This window comes from Candidatus Macondimonas diazotrophica (assembly GCF_004684205.1).
Taxonomy (GTDB): Bacteria; Pseudomonadota; Gammaproteobacteria; order UBA5335; family UBA5335; genus Macondimonas; species Macondimonas diazotrophica.
This window is the reverse complement of record NZ_SRIO01000003.1, coordinates 1-19513: the sequence shown is the minus strand read 5'-3', so window position 1 is coordinate 19513 and position 19513 is coordinate 1. Positions and strand designations below refer to the sequence as shown.

Genomic DNA, 19513 nt, shown 5'->3' with positions numbered 1-19513 from the left:
CCATAGACAGAGTGTTTTCGGTGGTTCCGTTTTCCCATCCCAGCCGGGGTTTTCATGATCGATGCTGACAATTTTCCGCAGGCCGGCGCCCGCCTGGATCGCGTGCCGGTCTCACGCCGTATCCTCGCCGACCTCGACACACCGCTTTCGCTTTACCTCAAGCTGGCGCGGGGCCCGTACAGCTATCTACTTGAATCCGTCCAAGGTGGCGAACGCTGGGGGCGCTACTCGTTTATCGGGCTCCCTGCCCGCAGCGTCATCCGCGTCCGAGGCCATCACCTGCAACTGGAATCCGCTGGCCAGGTGATTGAGTCACACCCGAATTGCCAAGATCCGTTGGCCTGGATCGAGGACTTCCAGCAGCGCTACCGGGTGGCAGCGGTGCCGGGTCTCCCGCGTTTCACAGGCGGACTGGTCGGCTATTTCGGCTATGAGACGGTCCGCTATATCGAACCCCGCCTCGGGCAGCGAATGCCCAAACCCGACCCGCTGGGTACGCCGGACATCCTGCTCATGCTCTCCGAGGAGGTTCTGGTCCTCGACAATCTCAGCGGCGAGCTCACCCTCATCGTGCTCGCTGATCCCAAGAACACGGCGGACATGCAGCGGGCCGAGGCACGCCTCGATGAACTGATCGCGCATCTATCCGATCCCCTCCCGGAGACCCGACATCTCAATACAGCGGCGGCTGGCCAGAGCGGGCATGAAGTTTTCCGCGCCAGTTTCAGCCGGGAAGGCTATGAAGCGGCCGTACGGCGCATCCAGACCTACATCCTGGAGGGCGACGTGATGCAGGTCGTCCCCTCCCAGCGCATGTCGGTCAACTACCGGGAAAACGCCCTGGACCTGTATCGCGCGCTGCGCTGCCTGAATCCATCACCATATCTCTTTCATCTCGATCTCGGTGACTTTCAGGTCGTAGGCGCGTCACCCGAGGTCCTTGCCCGTCTCGAAGATGGCATCCTCACGGTTCGCCCCATCGCCGGCACACGGCCGCGGGGCCAGGATCTCCGGGAAGATCAAGCGCTGGAACACGAACTGCTGAGCGATCCCAAGGAAATCGCCGAACATCTGATGCTGATCGACTTGGGCCGCAATGACATCGGCCGAGTGTGCGATATCGGCAGCGTCACGGTCACCGAGCAGATGGTTATCGAGCGCTACTCACAGGTCATGCACATCGTCTCGAATGTGCAAGGCCGACTGTTGCCTGGCCTGGGACCGATCGACGCGCTGCGCGCCACCTTTCCGGCCGGCACGCTGAGCGGAGCACCCAAGGTGCGCGCCATGGAAATCATCGACGAGCTTGAACCGGTGAAGCGGGGCATCTACGGTGGCGCAGTCGGCTACATCGGCTGGAACGGCAATATGGACACGGCAATCGCCATCCGCACCGCGGTGATCAAGGATGGCCAGCTCCACCTCCAGGCCGGAGGCGGCATTGTTGCCGATTCCGATCCGGCCGCCGAATGGGAAGAAACGCTCAATAAACGTCGTGCCCTGTTCCGAGCGGTTGCCATGGTCGATCCCCGCACCGGCTGAAACGATCGGTGCCACCGATCCTTCGGGTCAGCTGCGGCGCCGGGTTGGATATCCGACCGGCGCCGCACCGCGTATGCATCTCACCCGAGGCCGCCCCGAACGAACCCCATGCGGCGCTTATCGGCCCACCGCCGTGCGCTGCGTTCTGTAAATCGCCGTTTTTGCAAGCAATCGCTTCACCGCCTGCACTTCGTCCGGCTGGGTTCGCCGATAGCGCCTCAGACCATCGTCCAACTGTACCAGTCGCTGATCAAGCGCTGCCGGATTCAGGCGGGTACCCAGCCCGGTGGAAGCGGCTTCACAATGGGTGGCCAATAGCTCACGCAACAGTTTTTGTCCCAACTCATGCCGGTAGTGTGAAGACTCGAAATACCAGTCCATTTCGGAGGTGTCGCCGTGTGGAATCGGCTCCTGGGTGTAGTGATTGAATCCGCTGAAATCGATGAGCGGAATGCACTGCCCAGAGGCATGGCTGACATCAGAGACCACCTCGGTCACATCAGACAGCCATTGCTTATAGGTATTCCAGAGACCCAACTCCTGAACGACCAGCAATTGCCGCGCATGAACCGGGGAAATGAACACCCGGACCCGCTTGCCCGAAGCCACGAACCGTTCCAGCATCGCTCGAAAATGATCCACGCGATCGCGGCTGTAGTGGTAATCCGCATAGGTTTCCGGATTGATCAGAAAATTCTGTGTCAGGACGCGATCGAATCGCTCCCGAACCGGGACCGTAGAAGTCGTTCGTGGCAGAAAACCGCTTGATTGCATGCGAGGTAGATCCAACGATGCGAGATTGGCGCCAACCGTTGCGAGACTCGTCAAGGTCGACCGCAAGGACAGCACATCCGTCAGCTGATCGCGGAACGATCGGTCACCGTTGAAATGGGACCGATAATAGGCGGGGTGAACCGATCGCCGATCTGAGAACAGCAGGAAATCAAGTCCGATGATCACTTCCTTGAGGTGAGCTTGACGCGCTACATAGGACGAAACGAGGTCAAGTTCGAACATATTGGTCATTGGCAGACCAAGATTGAACGCCTTCAGCCCGGCCGCATCACCCGGATCCAGACCAACCATCACCCGCGAGGATCCAATCAGCGCCGCATCATACTGGTCGTCCGAGATTCGTTGCGACTTCCAGATTCGGAAGCCATCGATTCCAGCGAAATACTTTCGATCGTTGAACCCGGGAAGATCGATGCTCGGACTGAAATAGAGGTAGGGATTGACGATGAAATTGAAGGCTCCGACAAGGATCGAGAGACCGAGCGAAAACAGAAAGAAGAGGCCAATGTATCTTTTCATTGCTCAGAACTGAAAATACAGAAACTCCGAAACCTTGTTCATGCTGGCAACCGACATCATGAAGAATACCGATGCCAGGAGGGCATGCCTCCCATTGGGCCGCCAAGCGATCCAGCCAGCCGGCGGCTGACGACGATAGCGCATATACTCCTGGGTACTCGGAAACGCGAAGGCAATCACCGCCAAGATCAGGATCAATACCAGGTTCGTTGGCATCAAATCATTGAAATAGGCCGCGATGAGATCACGCTTCATCCCCGCCACATCCCCGCCCTTGAGATGGCGGAAAAAGGTTTCATACACTGGTGCCAGCCCGATGCCGTTGAATCCGAACATCGCCTTCAGCATTTCGATCGCGGCCGAAAGTGACGCTGCCCGAAAGAACACCCACGCCACGACGACGGCAATGAAGGTCACGAACCAGGCCGCACCTCGCCCAATCCAGGTCGATTGTTTCAGATCGTGCCCCAGCAGAGTGGACCGCAGGTGGCGCCAGAAGTGGTTGCAGACCAGATAGAGTCCGTGCAGCCCACCCCAGATCAGAAAAGTCCAGCCGGCACCATGCCACAAGCCGCCGAGTACCATCGTGGCCATCAGGTTCACATATCGACGTGAGCGCCCCTTGCGGTTTCCGCCGAGCGCAATGTAGAGATAATCCCGGAGAAACCGCGACAAGGTCATGTGCCAGCGTCGCCAGAAGTCGATAATGTTGACGGACTTGTAGGGCGAGTCGAAATTCAGGGGCAAACGCACCCCAAACATGAGGGCCGCACCGATGGCCATATCGGCGTAGCCCGAAAAGTCGAAGTAGAGCTGGAAGGTATAGGCAAGTGCGCCGCTCCAGGCAGCAAAGAATCCCAGCGATTCCCCTTGCGCAGCGGCCTCGAACACGGGGGTCGCATGCACGGCGATCGAATCGGCCAGAACGACTTTCTTGAACAGCCCGATGGCCACGATGGTCAATCCCTCGGCGATATTGGACCACTGTGACGTGGTTCCGAGCGTCGCCCCGAACTGCGGCATCATTTCCTTGTGATGAACGATCGGCCCGGCAATCAGTTGAGGGAAGAATGTGATGAACAGCGCGTAATGCAGCGGGCTGTACTCAGCTGTTTCACCTCGGTACGCGTCGACCAGATAGGCGATCTGCTGAAAGGTAAAAAATGATATCGCAAGGGGGAGGACAATGGCACCGACCTGAATATCCGATCCCACGACATGATTGATGTTATCGAGAAAGAAATTCGCATACTTGTAATAAGCGAGAAGGACCAAGTTGAAGGTAATTCCAGAAGTCAGCAACAGCCGGGATGGCGGAGCGCCCGAAACGGCCTGAATAGCCAGTCGCCGTCCGATGGTGTAGTTGATCCCCATGGACCCGAGAATCAGCCACACGTAGGCGGGATTCCACCAGCCATAGAAAAAAAGAGACGCGACGACCAACCAGAGAAAGGCCAACTCCCGTCGATTGCGTAGCGAGAGAAGCTGAAAGCCAGCCAAAGTCGCAGGAAGAAACAGGAAAAGAAACACATAAGAGTTAAAAAGCATACGGCCTGCCGCGATAAAATCCCGTTGTTTCCAAACGTCGGTGTGGTGAGAACCTGTTCAATCCATGGCGCAATGCTGCCAATACGCCACAACCCCGTGTTTCAGGATCAGAACCGATCAAGACGGTCGTCTACTAGACCGTGACCAACCGACACGGGGCGACGGCGAAGCGTATCCGCCCCGTGAGCGCGCCCCGTTCTCCTCCCGCCAAGGGCACTGTCTCCCCAGGTCATCGCCTAACCCGTTGCGCTTCCGCCCAACCAGGTGGCCAACGGCCGGCGCTCGAGTTCAGCGGGGGTCCCGGCCATCACGTGCTCCAACCAGCCCTCGGCATCGAACGCACCGCCGAGCTTCGGCAGCAACACAAAATCAGCCCGCTTGCCGGGCGCAAGGTTCCCGCTCTCGGCCGACCAGCCGAGCAGTTCGGCGCCCGCCAGGGTGGCACGATACAGCGCCTCGATGGCGCTCACGCGCTCACCGGCGGCTCGGTGCTGGACCAGAAAGCACTGCATCACATGCAGCAGGCTCACCGACGGTCCGGCACCGACATCCGAGGCGAGCGCGTAGCGGATGCCGCGGGCGCGCACGGCCGCCAGATCCATGCGCCCGCTGCCAAGCGCTTCGTTGCTGCTCGGACAGTGGGCAATCCCGCAGCCGCGCGCCGCCAGGCAATCCCATTCCCGCGCACCGAGGTGGATGCAATGACCCAGCACGGTACGCGGACCCAGCAGTCCGGCCCGATCGTAAACGTCAGTGTAGTCAAGGGCCTCGGGAAAACGCCGCGCCACGGCGGCCAGTTCCGCTGGCGACTCGGCCAGATGGGTCTGGATCCAGTACCCGCCTGCTCGAGCAAGTGCGCCCAGACCGGCCAAGACGTCCGGCGAGCAATTGAGCGCAAAGCGTGGCGTGACGACGAATCGCTCCGCGCCATAGCGCGCAGCCAGATCGGCGATCACCGATAGCGCCATGGGTTTCGCTCCGATGAGTGCGGCCGGCGCACCTTCGGTCATGACCGCATTGCCAATGCGCCAGCGTCCGCGGGCACAAGCAAACGCAGCACCCAGCGCTTCAGGATGGACACTGGAATAGGCCATCCCGCCGACGGTTCCGGCGCGCAGTAGATCGGCGAAAAACGTCTGTGCATCGGATCGGGCACGCGTTGGGTCGGCATAAGCCATCTCCGCAGGCCAGATATGCTGCGTCAGCCAGGTGAGCAGATCGGCGTGAAACGCACCCCGGACCTGATGCTGAACCCAGTGGATGTGCACATCGAAAAACCCCGGCACGATCACCCCATCCAGTGTCTCGGCTTCCAGCCCCTGCGCCACCCGCTCGATCGGCCCCACTGCCTCGATGCGGCCCGCACGGACACGCACGCCACCGTCGACGTGAACCCGGCAATCTTCCGGTCCCAAGGGATTGACCACCGTGGCGCGGAACAGTCGGGGGGATTCGCATTGCGGCGCGGAGCGGTTCAATGAGCGAGTCTCATGAAAGAACGATCCGGCTTCATGATACCCGCGAGCCGCACGGGCACCACACCGCAATCGAGCCTCGATCGGCGCTCAGCGGCATCAATAACACTCATGATCGCCGATCGCCTGCGGCCGACGCAGGGCATCACCGAGGCCTGAAGCCCGCTGTTGCCGACGCGCCAGCGCGGATTCCCAGATTTCGACCGGCCCGACGACGCGCAAACGGCGCCGCGCCCGGGTCACACCGGTATAGAGTAGATTGCGGGTCAGCAATGGTGAATCCTCCGACGGCAAGACCAGCAGCACGGTATCGAACTCGGAGCCTTGCGTCTTGTGCACCGTCATGGCAAAGGCCGTTTCCCAGGCGCCCAACCGCGCCGGAGAAATCGCGTGCACGCTGCCATCGCTGCGCCGGAACACCGCCTGCAAGCGCCCGCTGCGATCCGGCAGGATCAGCCCGACATCTCCGTTCGCCAGCCGTGCACCAGGATCATTGCGCGTCACGAGCACCGGCCGTCCCGCTGTCCACAATCCCTCACCCAGGAGATATCCGCGGCGACGCAATGCGGCTTCGATGCGCGCGTTGAGCCCGTCTACACCGAAAGGTCCAGCCCGGTGGGCACACAGCACCCGAAATTGCTCGAAGCGCCCGAGCACCTCGGCCGCCGCAGTCCCCGCCGTCAGGGCATCCAGATAGGGGGCATAACCCGCCAGCACCTGCTCCATCATCAAACCGGGTTCTGCGCTGCCGGACACTTCGGGCTCGCCCTCGCCGGTGAGGAGACAGTGCACGGCCGCCGCATCGCCACCGTTGACCGCTGCCGCCAGACGGGCAAGGCCAGGGCTGTCCCCGAAGCGATGATTGTGGGTGAGATGGACCCGATGATCCCGCAAGGGGTGATCGTCGCGCGCCGTAGCCGGGCTCATCGACCAGCCCGTCAGTTCGACCAGACGGCGAGCCTGCATAGGTGAAAATCCGAGGGGCGATTCGCACAGGTCCCCCAGGACAGCGCCGGCTTCGACCGAAGCAAGCTGATCCGGATCGCCCAGCAGGATGAGCCGGGCGGTGTCGGGCAACGCTTCGACCAGCCGTGTCATCAGGGCCAGATCCACCATCGAGGCTTCATCGAGCGCCAGGATGTCGACCGGCAACGGATGCGCCGGATGAAATCGCGGCAAATGGGCGGCGCCGGGGCGCAGGCCGAGCAGCCGGTGCAAGGTCGTGGCCTGTGCAGGCACGGTCACCCGCCATTGCGCCGGCAAGCGAGCCAGCGCGCCGCCCAGCGCCTCCTCCATCCGCGCCGCGGCTTTGCCGGTGGGTGCCACCAGGGCCACCCGGGAGGCCGGCCTCGCATGAAGCAAGACCGCCAGCATCCTGGCCAGCGTCGTGGTCTTTCCGGTGCCCGGGCCGCCGGTAAGGACGGTGATACGCCCGCTCGCGGCGAGCGCTGCAGCGAGCCCCTGGAGCGATGCGGCCGGTTCATCGGCAGGAAACAGTGCATTCAGCGCACGGCGCACGACCCTTGCTTCTGCCACCGGTGCCCACCCTGCGCGCTGACGCAGCTCACGCGCCAGCCGCTGCTCCAGATCCCAATGGCGATAGCTGTAGAACCGTCCGGACGACCCGTCCAATACCAGTGGACGGATCTGACCGGGGACGCCCACGGCCGGCACGCGCCGCAGCAGCGTGACCCAGTCGGCTGCATTGGCCGGCCATGGCACCGATGGGTTCACTGCGGGCGGAGTCTCGGCGGCCAGCCCGGCCAGCGTCAGGCACACCGCACCGCGCTGAATCTGCTGGCTCAAGCAAGCGATCACCCACATGGCCGATTCCGGCAACTGAGGATCCTGCCTCGCGAACATGCCGGCCAGTTGCAGATCGAATTCCTCGAAGCGCCCGAGATTGCGCAGGGCGCGCAGCCAGGCAGCCTGGGCCGGTGTCATGCCGCCCCCCCGCCAGCCATCAGCGCATCGAGCTGGCGCAGCAGCGCCGGATCGGGTCGAAGCTGCACCACGCCGCGTCCAGGTGCATCGGGCGCCATGCCACGCAAGAACAGATAGAACACTCCCCCGAAATCGCGCGCCGGATCGTACGCAGGCACGCAGGCGCGCACGTGGCGATGCAGCGCCAGTGCGTAAATCAGCGCTTGAGCCGTATAGCCACCGCCTGCCATCGCGGCTGCCAGCGCTTCGGCCGTGTAGTCCTGCGCGCGCGGACCGAGCCAGTTGCTCTTGTAGTCCACCAGGTAATAGCGCCCCTCATACTCGAATACCAGATCGATCACCCCACGCAAGGCCCCGCTCAGCGCCGCCTGACCCGCGTTAGGTCGCTTGGCCCAGTGGGGATCAAGGCCGGCAATGAGGGCATCGATTCGTTTTTGCCGCATCCCCGTCACGGGAAAGGCAAAAGCCATTTCGCGCGCCTGCCGGGCAGGGTCAAGCGCCCCGAGTCGCATCCCATCGGCCATCAGCGGCGTGACCATCAGCGCACGCAGCCAGGACACGACCACCGTGTCCCATTCGGCCGGCAGGCCTTCCTCGGCCAGCACTTGGGCGGTCAGCGAGGCCAAGGCCGAACCGTTCGCGTCCTCGTGCCACTGCCATCGCTCCAGGATGGCATGCAGCGCGCGCCCGGCCATGGCGCCGCGCGGAAAGCCATGCGGACTGGGTTCCTGTGGTGCATGCAGGCTCGACAGCCCGGTTCTGAACTCGTCATGATCGACCACCTGGACGGGGTCGCCGCCCCACAGCGCCGAAAAACTCGTCAGCACCCGAGGCGCGGGAACCGAGCGTTGCACCGCCCGGGCCCGCAGCGGCACGGTCCGAGCGCTCACGGGCACCGCCATGCCATCCGGCTGCATCGCGGCCGCCCACCCGAAGGCGATCGGCCGTTCGGCCGACAACTGCGTCCACACGGCTGCGGGCTCGGCCTCCGGCAGCAGCCAACCCAGTGCCGAATGCTCGCGCTCGCGAACCGCTCCATCGACCACATAGCAGCGCGCCTGGGCACGGGTGAGCGCGACATAGGCCAGGCGCAGATCCTCGGCCAGCGATTCCGCAGCCGCCTGATCACCGATCGCTGGATCCGCCTGCGGATTCAAGGCCAGGCGCGCCTCGCCCCGAACGGGATCGTGATAGCACAAGGCGGCCGGGCCATGGGTATTGGGTCCCGCCTTGCGGCATTTCCACAACGCCGGGCAGAAGACGACGGGATATTGCAGGCCCTTGCTGGCATGAATGGTTTCGATGCGGACCAGATCCGCTTCGCTCTCCAGACGCAACAAGGCCGTATCACCGAGACGTCCCGGCTCCTGGCGCCAGCTCACCAGACGATTGAACAAGGCGTCTGCCCCCAGATGTTCGCTGACCGCGGCATGATGGAGTAATTCGGCCAAATGCTGCACGTTGGTCAGGCGCCGCTCGCCCTCCGGTCGGGCCAGCAGCCGTGCCGCCACACCGTGCGCTTCCATCAACGATTGCCACATGGGCATGAAACCCTGGCGCTGCCACACTGAATGATGGCCTTGAAAGCGTTCCAGGAATTCCTCCAGCCTCTGTTCATCGCGATCCAGCGCCAAGACATCGTCCAGGGTGCCGCCCAGCAGATTGGTCGCCAAGGCGCCCTTGAGCCAAGCCATGCGGGTGGGCTGCAGAACTGCCCGCAGAATACGTTCCAGATCCTGCGCTTCGTCGGTCGAAAAGACGCTGTCCTGACCCCGCCGCACGAACCCCACACCCCGCTCACGCAACGCATCGGCGACCGCCAGGCCTTGATCGTGGGCACGCACCAGCACGGCGATGTCCCCACTTTGCAGCGGGCGATCGCCCAAATGCGCCTCGCCGCGGGCGGCTGCAGTCAAAAGGCGGGCGATTTCCGCTGCGGTCCATTGCGCCGCCAGACGAACCGCATCGCCCTGGCTCAATGGCTGCTCCGATGCCGGGAGCAGGTGACACTGCAGCGCCGCCGCGGAACCTGGCGCTCGCAACCCCGCACTGTCGGTCTGCGCCGGCTCCACCGGATAAAACACGATGCCGGGCAATCGGAACGCGTCGTCCCGGCGGGAAAACACCGCGTTGACGGCCTCGACCAAAGCCGGAACCGAGCGCCAGTTCCGGCCCAGGCGCCAAGGCGTACCCAGATGCTCGCGTGCGCCGAGATAGGCATAGACATCGGCCCCCCGGAAACCATAGATCGCCTGCTTGGGATCGCCGATCAGAATCAGGAACGTGCCGTCTTCGCCCCCCTGATCGGGATAGATCGCGCGAAAGACATCAAACTGAGCCGGATCAGTGTCCTGGAATTCGTCGATCAACGCGGCCGGAAATCGTGTCCGCAGGATGCTCGCCAGATGCGCGCCGCCACTGCCTTTGAGCGCATCACGCAGTTCGACGGTGAGATCCGAAAAATTCAGCTCGCCCAGGCGCTGCCGCTGTTGGCTCAGCCGCGTCGCCGCCTCGTCCAGCGCGCCGCGGCGATACGCACGCGCGCTCCCTGCCCAGGCGGTTTCCATACGCGTCCAGCATGCCAGCAATGCGCCCAGCGTCTCGAACAACGGATGCACGGGCGCCTTCTGATCCTTCTTGACGCCTTCGGCAAGCCGCGTGGGTGTCAATGCCGCCCAGTCATCCCGCACACCAGCCTCGAGCGTCCTCAGCACGCCCAGATCCAGCTCGTCGCTGGCGCTCAGCCGGCTGAATCCGCCGCACCACCGTTCAATTCTGTCGGCGGTGTAGCGCCTGCGATTCAGCGCCGGATTGTCATCCAGCAGTTTTCGGAACTCGGCGCCTTGACTGCTCCACTGTTTACGAAAACACTGCCAAGCATTTTCCAGCGCCTGCCAGGCGGCCGATTCAGCCGACGCCTCGACGGGCTCGGCCTCGACGACCGCCAAAGGGTGGTTCAAGCGCAGCTTCAGGTCTGCCAGCAGCTGCGCCGGGGACAACCCAGCCCGACGCAGGCCAAAGGCGCGGCGTGGATCACCGATGGTACCCTCCAAGCGGCGCCACAGGTCGGCGGCAATCACGGTCGCCCGATCGTCGGACTGTTCCGCCATCTCCAGATGCATCGGCAAACCCGCACTGAAGGCATGATCGCGCAGCGCGCTCCGGCAAAAGCCATGCAGCGTAAAGATGGCAGCACGATCGAAACCCATCAGTGCTGCGTCCAGCCGGCGCACCGCCTGCGCCACATCAATCACACGCTCGCCGAGCACGACATCAACGGCATCCTGCGCCGGACGGGCACCGTTCAAGGCGGCCCGGGCCTGGATCAACCGGCGACGGATACGGGTCTTGAGCTCGGCCGTGGCCGCCTTGGTGAAGGTCACCACCAGAATGCGATCAACCTCATGGCCACTTTCGACGACCAGGCGCAGATACAGATCTGCCAGCGTATGCGTCTTGCCGGTGCCTGCGCTGGCCTCGACCAGATGCCGGCCAGACAGCGGCAGTGTCGCGGCATCCAGAAGCTGTGGCAGACGGGCCGTCATGTGGGCACCTTGCGGACCTGCGGGATGGGCGCGACCAGCACCTCAGCCTCGGTGCACCAATACCTGTCGATCGGTTGAGCTTCGCCATACAGCCAGGCCAGATAGCCATCCGGCGGGCGCCCGGTTTGCGGCGGCGGCACGACACATTCCCGAAAAGCTTTCTGACGCGTTTGAAGCCGCTTTTCGAACGGATCGGAGGACTTGGCGGCCAGCAGGACCTCGGGCAACAGCGGCAACGGCGCCTGGGTCAATCCCATGCGGTAATGCGCGAGCCAGGGCTGCAAGGCTTCAGCGGCATCGCTGATCGGGAGGCAGTCCAGCTCGCTGCCTTGCCCGAGCCCGATGGTGCGTCGTTGCACGCCCTCGGGTGCCACCAGATTGAGCACCAGATGTGACAGCCAGGCCTCGACGGTATGCCTGGGCTTCCAGGGTCCGCTTTCGATCCGGAGCAGTCCGTCGGGGGTCAGGTCGTTGAGCTGTCCGACCAACCGCATATCGCCGAGCGGCAGATCGATGCTCATCGATCGGGGTGGTTGCGCCCCCCCGCAAGCCTCAAATCGCTGATGGATCGCAAGCACCTCGTCCCGATGCTGATCAGCGATGAGCGTGCCCCATGGCCCGGCCGAGATCCGATCGGCCGCCTGGAGATGCGCCAGCACGGCACGGGGCGGCATCCCCTGTCGCAACCACGCCAGAATCTGCGTGCGGATTTGCCAGCGCTCGAGCCCATCCGGCTCGAACGGTTCCTGATCGGCCAGCACGTCCTGCGCAAGGCCAAGATCGATGTCCAGGCGCTGGCGTAACAGATACCGCACGGGATGGCGCCAGAAGTGCAGCAATTCGGCGAAATCGATCACCCCATCGAAGGCATCGGACAAGTCGGCCATCCGCTCGATCACCGGATGCGGCATCGAGGCCCCCGCCAAGGCTTCGGCAAGGTCGCGCCGATAGCTGAAGCAGGGGCTATCCGGCTCAAACTGGCGCCGACTGAAGGCCTGGAGGGGATGCACGAGCACCGCCCGCTCGCGCCAATCCCCCGGCGCTTCGCGATAATAACCGGCCGTGACGGTGTCCACGAACTGCTCGAGCAGAACGCTGGGCGGCCGTTCGCTGTAATCCTGAGGATCGCGGCCGTTGTAGCTCAGATACAGCACCCGGCGCGCACTGATGATGGCCTCCAGAAACAGATACGCATCGTCCTCGCGCGCGTTACGGTCGCCGGGTCGACGCGTGCTTGCAAAGGGATCGAACTCCTCGGGCTGCGCGCGGCGCGGCAGCGCATCGTGGTCAAGACCCAACAGGCAGACCACTGAAAACGGCAAGCTGCGCAGGGGCACCATGGCGCAGAATTGCACACCGCCCGCGAGAAACCCGCTGGCGTTGCCTGATGCGGACAGTCGCTCGCTCAGCGCCGCCCTGAACACGGTGAGCGGGATCTGGGCGGTACATGCTGCGGCCGCGGCATCGGCCCCAATCTGCCGGATCGCGCCGCGCAGCTGCTGCAAGGCCGATTCCTCGTTTGCCTCAACCTCGAACAGGCGCTCCAGCACCGTGGTCAGCACCTCGGCCCAATCCTGCGCAGAACGCGCCTCCGCCAAGCCGTCGTGATCGGTCCGCAGTGCGTCGATCCACTCCGCCAAACGTCCCAGTACCGGCCAGAATGCGCCGTCGACCGCCTCGACGGGCGCCATATCGCCATGGATGGCCATGCCGTCCTCGGGGAGCACCGTGCCCAGCATCAGGCGGTCCAGACCACGCCGCCAAGTATGCGCATTCGCGGGCGGCAACTCGAAGTCACCTTTGTCTGAGCCGTCCAAACCCCAGTGAATCGCCGCCCGGCGAGCCCACTCCCGGAGTAGCTCGCGATCGCCGAGGCTCATGCTCAACCGGCGGGCGACCGGGGGACATTCGAGCAGATCGAATACAGCATTGACCGTAAAGCGCCGCTCAGCCAGCGCGAGCCACGCGAAGAATCCCGCAACCACCGGTTCACTGCGCAGCAGGCCGCGATCAGCAACGCGGTAGGGGATCGCCAGATCGCCCTTGCGACTGCGGAACACGGCATCTACATAGGGTGCGTAACGCTCGATATCCGGCGTCATCACCACGATGTCCGACGGGTTCAAATCCGGCTGGCGGTCCAGCAGATCGCGCAGGCGATCATGCAGGACTTCCACCTCACGCAGGGGCCCCGCACAGCAATGCACTTGGATGCTGTCGTCCGTGGGCTCGACCGGCTGCGGCGACGATTCAGTCGGATCGCGAAGGTTGAGCAGATCGGACTGCATCCGAGCCAGCAGATCGGTCCGTCCCTGCACGACAGGATCCTCGAAATACTCGCTGACCTGCCCCGGAAGCTCGCTCAACAGATCGATGAACTCGGCGCCTTGTCGACCGAAGGTGGCGAGCAAGGGATGGCCGACCATGCGCAGGGCAACCGATTGGCCCCGAGCTGCGCGCCGCGCCAACGCAGCCGGGGTATCCAATCCCGCCCAGTACTCGCGGCAGGGCGTGGGCACCAACCATTGCACCGGAATACGCGCTGCCAGCCCGGCAAACAGACTCAACCATACCGGCGGCAGGGTATGAAAACCAAACAGGATCAAATGATCAGGCAAACATTCCCGGGGCGCCTCGGCAATGGCCTGGTCGAGGCGCTGGAAGGCGCGAGCGCGATGCATGCCATTCGAGATTGCGAGCGCCCGCCACAGCTCGGCCTGCCAGCCCGATTCTTCACCCGCCTCCCAGGCCAGCAGCCGATCAGGGCGATAAATCAGCGCTTGGTCATAGCAGGCGGCGAGCCGTTTCGCCAGATGAAACCGATCCAGCGGTTCGGGGGCCGCGCTCAGGTACCGGGCCAAAGACGGATTTGCCGCAACACCACGCCCGTCCTGCAAGATCTCGAACACCCGAAAGGTCAGAGCGCCACGTTCGAATGCCGGATCCAGATCCGGCACGGGCAGGAGTCGCCGATACAGAGCCGCCAGAAAGCTGCCGGGCAAAGGAGTCTGCATCATGGCCGCGATGCCGTGGCGATCCGCCAATCCCAACTGGAGCCACTGCCCCATCGACTGGCTGGGTACCACTATGGTTTGTACGGCGAACACCCCGCGCGGCCGTTCCGTCAGATCGTCGGCCGTGACATCGAGCAGATCTTCCAGGCGATTGCCAAAATGCAGATGCAGCATGGTCGTGATTCTAGCGAATGACATGGCACAGGACGACCGGACCCGATAGCATCGCGTCCCCCCTTCGGCCCCTTGGCGTTTGGCCGGCGGCTTGGCGATAATGCGGGAAACGACGGCCGATGGGACAATCGCCTTGAATACCGCTCAGGAAGATTCCGATCTTTATCTGCGAAGAATTCCATGGTGGTACTGGGCGGTATTTTTCGGCGTCATGGCGACGGCGATCTATCTGCTTGGACCGGTACTGACGCCATTTTTGATTTCGTTCGGCCTGGCTTATCTGCTTCATCCCTTTGTCGATCGCCTTGAGCAGTGGCGTGTTTCGCGGACATTCGGGGTGAGCCTGGTCTTCGCCCTGAGTATTCTGGTTCTGGCACTGGCAATCCTGCTGCTGATTCCATCCCTGCAGGTCCAGATCAGCCGCCTGGAGACATTGCTGCCCAAGGCCAATATCTGGCTGCAACAAGATGTTCTGCCGTGGATCTCCGCACGGATCGGGATGGACGTCACGCGATTGGACGCCGGGCGAGTCACCCAGCTACTCCAGGAAAACTTCCCACAGGCCGGTAGTGTCGCCACAAACGTCGTGAGCTACGTCACCAGCTCGGGCATGAAGCTCGCGGCGACATTGGCGAACTTGTTTCTGGTGCCCATCGTTACCTTCTACATGATGCGGGACTGGCACGAAATGCTGGAAAGCGTGGGCAACCTGGTGCCACGTCCTCTGCTCCCGGCGTTCACGGATCTGGCCCATGAGGCCGACGAGGTGCTGGCAGCTTTTCTGCGTGGCCAACTGTTGGTCATGATTGCGCTGGGCAGCATTTATGCAATCGGCTTTTGGATCGCCGGGGTCGAGTTTGCGATGCTGATCGGGATCTTCGCGGGGCTCGTGAGCTTCGTGCCCTATCTCGGCGTGGCCATGGCGCTGCTTTCGGCCATGATTACCGCAGCGATCACCGGCGCTGAACCGCTGGTCTATGCCTACATCTTGGTCGTCGTCGGCATCGGACAGGCATTGGAAGGCTCGGTGATTACGCCGTTGCTGGTCGGCGATCGCATTGGCTTGCATCCGGTCATCGTGATCTTTTTGGTTCTCGCCGGTGGCCAGCTATTTGGGTTCGTCGGTGTTCTGGTGGCCTTGCCGGTCGGTGCGGTTCTGTCCGTATTCTTCCGGCATCTGCAGGAGTTCTACAAACGCAGCGACCTGTACGGCAAGTCATCCCCCCACTCAAACGCTCCGGATTAAGCCCGCCGTTCGATGCGCAGCTACCGCCACCATTTCCATGCCGGCAACCATGCGGACGTACTGAAACACTGGGTCTTGATGTTGCTCCTGGAGCATCTCGGCAAGAAAGACAAACCGTTCCGGGTCATCGACACCCACGCGGGCGCTGGGTATTACATCCTGAATGCCACCGACCCACAGGCCGAATGGCGCAGTGGAATCCAGCGATTGTGGGCAGGTTCGATACGCGCTCCCAGCCTCGCTCGCCTGACTGAACGGGTTGCCGGGCTCAACGGCCGTGGACATTTGCGAATCTACCCCGGATCTCCGGCTTGGGCGCAGCTGATTTGTCGCCCGAACGATGAAATTCGACTGTTTGAATGGCACCCGACCGATCACCGTGCATTGGTGGCGCATCCGCTCATACAAAACGATCCGCGCGTACGGATATCGTCTGATGACGGACTTTCCGGCCTCAAGGCACTGTTGCCGCCCCCTTCCCGACGCGGGCTGGTAATCATCGATCCGCCTTATGAAAACGCGGCAGAATACCACCGGGTGAAAGAGGCGCTGATTCTGGGCCTGAATCGCTTCCCGACGGGGATTTACGCGCTGTGGTACCCGAAATTGGCGAAGCAGAACGCCAATATCCTAACCGCTGCCTTAGAACAACTGCAGCTGTCGTGGTTGCATATCCATCTCCAAGTCAAACGACCTCAACCGGACGGATGGGGCATGACCGGCAGCGGCATGTTCGTAGTCAATCCCCCCTGGACTTTGGGGGAAACATTGGCCAGCGAGCTGGACGAACTGGTCCGCTTGCTCGGCGTTCCAGGCGAAGCGCACTGGCATCTCCGCCACCCGGACGGAGTCGCCTAGTCTGACTTGTGCGCGTAGTCGTAGTAACGGTAGTACGGTGAGGCGTACAGACTGTTCTGCCCCTTGGGATCGTAGGCATTGAACACCGCCCCAGTCACGCTGACCTGATAGTGACGCAACTGTTTGATGGCAGCCTCCACCTCATCAACCGTATGCCGAATTGCGCGCACCACCAAGAACACTGCGCCCGCATGACTCGCGATCACACCGGGATCCGACACCGCCAGCACGGGCGGGGTGTCGATAAGCACGACGTCGTACCATTGGCGGACGCTCTGAACGAGATCGCTGAATCCCTTGCTCATCAAGAGTTCCGATGAGTTCGGCGGCAGCTGGCCGGTCGTCAGCAAATCGACCTTGCCCGCGACCAATGGCCGGACCGCGCCATCGAGCGTCGCTCGCCGGGTCAGGACTTCCGAGAGGCCCGGTTGGCGTTCGTTACCGGCCAGCAGATGGAGATTTCCGCGTCGCAGGTCGCCATCAATTAGAAGTACCCGTTGGCCCGATTCGCCCAGCAGATGCGCTAAATTCGCGCACAGAAACGTTTTCCCGCTCTCGGGGGCCGAACTGGTGACCGCAACGACGTTACTGCTTTTCTCCATGAGCGCAAAATGCAGGGCTGTGGCGAGACTGCGAAGGCTTTCGACAGCCATGTCCTGCGGCGCCTCGCGCGCCAGAACGGGCAGTCTTGTTGCGCCTTGGCGCGCAGCCTCATACCGCAAGCGGCGGTTCTTGTTGCTAAACGGCACACTCGCATAGACGGTCAACCCGAGCTCGGTTTCAAGCTGTCGACCGTCGACGATCCCGCGTCGCAAGCTCCGCTGCAAAAAGACCACCACGATTCCCGCAAACAGGCCGAGCAGCAGGCTCAGCAGGACAATCAGTTTCTTGCGCGGCTTGACGGGCTCTTCCGGGACAACAGCCTCATCGATGATGCGGACGTTTCCAAGTGTGCCAGCGCGAATGATGCGTAACTCCTGCGCCTTGTTCAAAAGCCCCGTGTAAAGAGAGTTCTTAACCTCTACTTCGCGTTGCAATCGCAGAATTTCTTGTTGCGTATCCGGCAGATCAGTGACCCTTGATTCCAGGTCGCGCTTGATCGAGCTCAATTCCCCGATCTGGTTATTCAGCGCGATCATGGACGGGTGTTGACTGGCAAAGCTTTGTCCCATCTGCGTACGCTTGAGCTGAAGATTGGAGATCTCAGTTTCGACATCAACGATGCGTTTGAGCAGGCCCTCTGTTTCAACCGAAAGATCCAGACTTTCGTTCTTTTTGCGAAAGGCATTGAATGCCTCTTCAGCCGCCTCCAACTCAGCCTTCAATTTGGGTAACTGGTCATCCAAAAAGCGCAGACTTTCCTCTGCTTGTGCCGAACGCCGCTCCACATTCTGACGCAGATAGGTTCGCGCAATTGCATTCAGAATGCCTGCGATTTCCGCCGGGTGCCGCCCTTCCAACGATAGCTGCAGGATGCCCGTGCCTTTGCCTTGCTCGCTGATTGCGAGCGCATTCCGCAAATCCTCAACCGTCTGCAGGTAGCTCTTGCGGACGACCACAAACTCGGTACCTGGCCGGGCACGGAGTTCTTGAACGAAAATTTCTGCTATCGGGCTGCCATCCCCTTCCTTACCCATGGCGGCTAACTCGCCCGCCGCTCCGCTCAGCACTGGATTGCCATCCGGGTCATGGAGCTTGAAGCGCCCGCCGCCCAGAGCCACCAGCCGCAGCGGCTTACCCACCCATTCTGGCGGCACCTTCATGCGCTTGACGGTGAGTACTTCGCCGCCCCAGGCGTATCGATCCAAACCAAACCAGGGATCGGCCAACTCTCCCGGCGCGCCGTCGGGGCGTGCCCCGACCGCGCGCCCGAACAGCGGTAAATAACGTGGTTCAGCTTCAATATCCAGGACAAGTTGATCGACGACCTGACTCGAGACATAGCGGGATTTCAGAATCTGAATTTCAGTCTGTCCAGGAGACTCCTGGCCCGTCAGCGCCGAGAGATTCTCGAGTTCATCCAACAAGCTGCTACCGCGCGTTTCAACCTGCACCAGCGCATTGGCTTGATAAGCCGGTGTACTGGTCAGTGCATAGACTAGACCCAATCCCGTGATCGCTGCGGCAACGATTGCGATTGTCCACTTTCCGCCCATGAGAATGGCAAGCAATTCGCGCAGATCGATTTCATCCTCTCTATCCTCCACCAACCCATGGGGAACAGAGCCGCGATCGGCGGATACCAGCGAATTGGACGCGTCCATGGAAGTCCTTATCGGTTGAAGATCAGACGATCGGTTTGGAACAAGGTCGTGATCGTAGGTAGGATCTGCTGGATGACGCGATTCCAGCGCACCAAGCCAGAGCTCGACACATACACCAGATCGCGAGGCTGCATCTGGAATGCGTCAGCCAGAACCAAGGCACTCGCATCATGGAGATCGAGTTGATAGATGTTGGCTTCAACCGCCCCCGGCGTTCCGTCCGGCGCAATCGTGGGAACCGCGCGAATGACATAGACGCCATGAGTGTTGGCTGTACTGAGATCCAGTCCCTCGGCATCTGCCAGCGCCTCCGCCAAAGTCAGCCGGCCTTGATCCATCATGACCGCACGCTGCTTCTCGACCTCACCCAGAATGAAGACTTTATTCTGCGTGTTGTTCGGAACATACAACACGTCCCCGTCCTGCAACAGGAGATTGCCCTGAGAGCTTGAATAGAGCGCCAGAATATCGAGGACCTGCTTCTGGCCGTTACGCGTCAGATAGGCCGTGCGCTGATCGGCCCGATCCTTGTCGAAACCGCCGGCCAGGTTGATCGCGTCCATCACCGTCATAGGCACGTCGGTAATGG

11 protein-coding genes are annotated in these 19513 nt (G+C 62.2%); 3 read left to right on the top strand and 8 right to left on the bottom strand.

Annotated features, from left to right (window positions below):
- Nucleotides 1-57 precede the first annotated feature (57 nt).
- Nucleotides 58-1542 (top strand): anthranilate synthase component I, encoded by a 1485-nt coding sequence (trpE, locus tag E4680_RS02770; protein WP_479688842.1) that lies wholly within the window; start codon nt 58-60, stop codon nt 1540-1542.
- 117 nt (nt 1543-1659) lie between these two features.
- Here the strand turns inward: trpE and E4680_RS02765 are convergent, their stop codons facing one another.
- The 6 genes from E4680_RS02765 to recC form a co-directional block, all read right to left on the bottom strand.
- The gene (locus tag E4680_RS02765; RefSeq protein WP_135280867.1) at nt 1660-2856 is read right to left on the bottom strand and encodes a hypothetical protein; all 1197 of its coding nucleotides are present in this window, start codon (nt 2854-2856) and stop codon (nt 1660-1662) included.
- A 3-nt stretch (nt 2857-2859) separates the two neighbouring features.
- The gene (locus E4680_RS02760) at nt 2860-4404 is read right to left on the bottom strand and encodes an MBOAT family O-acyltransferase (RefSeq protein WP_135280866.1); all 1545 of its coding nucleotides are present in this window, start codon (nt 4402-4404) and stop codon (nt 2860-2862) included.
- A 236-nt stretch (nt 4405-4640) separates the two neighbouring features.
- Nucleotides 4641-5882 carry an amidohydrolase family protein gene (locus E4680_RS02755; protein ID WP_135280865.1) on the bottom strand — a complete coding sequence of 414 codons (1242 nt, stop codon included), beginning with the start codon at nt 5880-5882 and terminating at the stop codon, nt 4641-4643.
- Between the two features lie 96 nt (nt 5883-5978).
- Nucleotides 5979-7823: an exodeoxyribonuclease V subunit alpha gene (recD, locus tag E4680_RS02750; protein ID WP_135280864.1), complete on the bottom strand. Its 1845-nt coding sequence runs from the start codon at nt 7821-7823 to the stop codon at nt 5979-5981.
- A complete protein-coding gene (gene recB / locus E4680_RS02745; protein WP_135280863.1) occupies nt 7820-11368 on the bottom strand; it encodes an exodeoxyribonuclease V subunit beta in 3549 nt (1182 codons plus the stop codon). Before recB ends, recD begins: the two co-directional genes overlap by 4 nt.
- Nucleotides 11365-14556, bottom strand: a complete 3192-nt coding sequence (gene recC / locus E4680_RS02740) for an exodeoxyribonuclease V subunit gamma (RefSeq protein ID WP_167792347.1) — start codon at nt 14554-14556, stop codon at nt 11365-11367. The genes recB and recC overlap by 4 nt, the downstream gene beginning before the upstream one ends.
- Before the next feature lie 133 nt (nt 14557-14689).
- Here recC and E4680_RS02735 point away from each other — a divergent pair, with 133 nt between their 5' ends.
- Together E4680_RS02735 and E4680_RS02730 are read left to right on the top strand one after the other, a co-directional pair.
- Nucleotides 14690-15802 carry an AI-2E family transporter gene (locus tag E4680_RS02735; RefSeq protein ID WP_205688726.1) on the top strand — a complete coding sequence of 371 codons (1113 nt, stop codon included), beginning with the start codon at nt 14690-14692 and terminating at the stop codon, nt 15800-15802.
- Between the two features lie 12 nt (nt 15803-15814).
- The gene (locus tag E4680_RS02730) at nt 15815-16660 is read left to right on the top strand and encodes a 23S rRNA (adenine(2030)-N(6))-methyltransferase RlmJ (protein WP_135280860.1); all 846 of its coding nucleotides are present in this window, start codon (nt 15815-15817) and stop codon (nt 16658-16660) included.
- Here E4680_RS02730 and E4680_RS02725 read toward each other — a convergent pair.
- Nucleotides 16657-18924, bottom strand: coding sequence for a polysaccharide biosynthesis tyrosine autokinase (locus E4680_RS02725; RefSeq protein WP_135280859.1), 2268 nt, complete (start codon nt 18922-18924; stop codon nt 16657-16659). The genes E4680_RS02730 and E4680_RS02725 overlap by 4 nt on opposite strands.
- Before the next feature lie 8 nt (nt 18925-18932).
- A partial coding sequence (locus E4680_RS02720) for an SLBB domain-containing protein (protein ID WP_205688724.1) occupies nt 18933-19513 on the bottom strand: 581 nt, incomplete at its 5' end.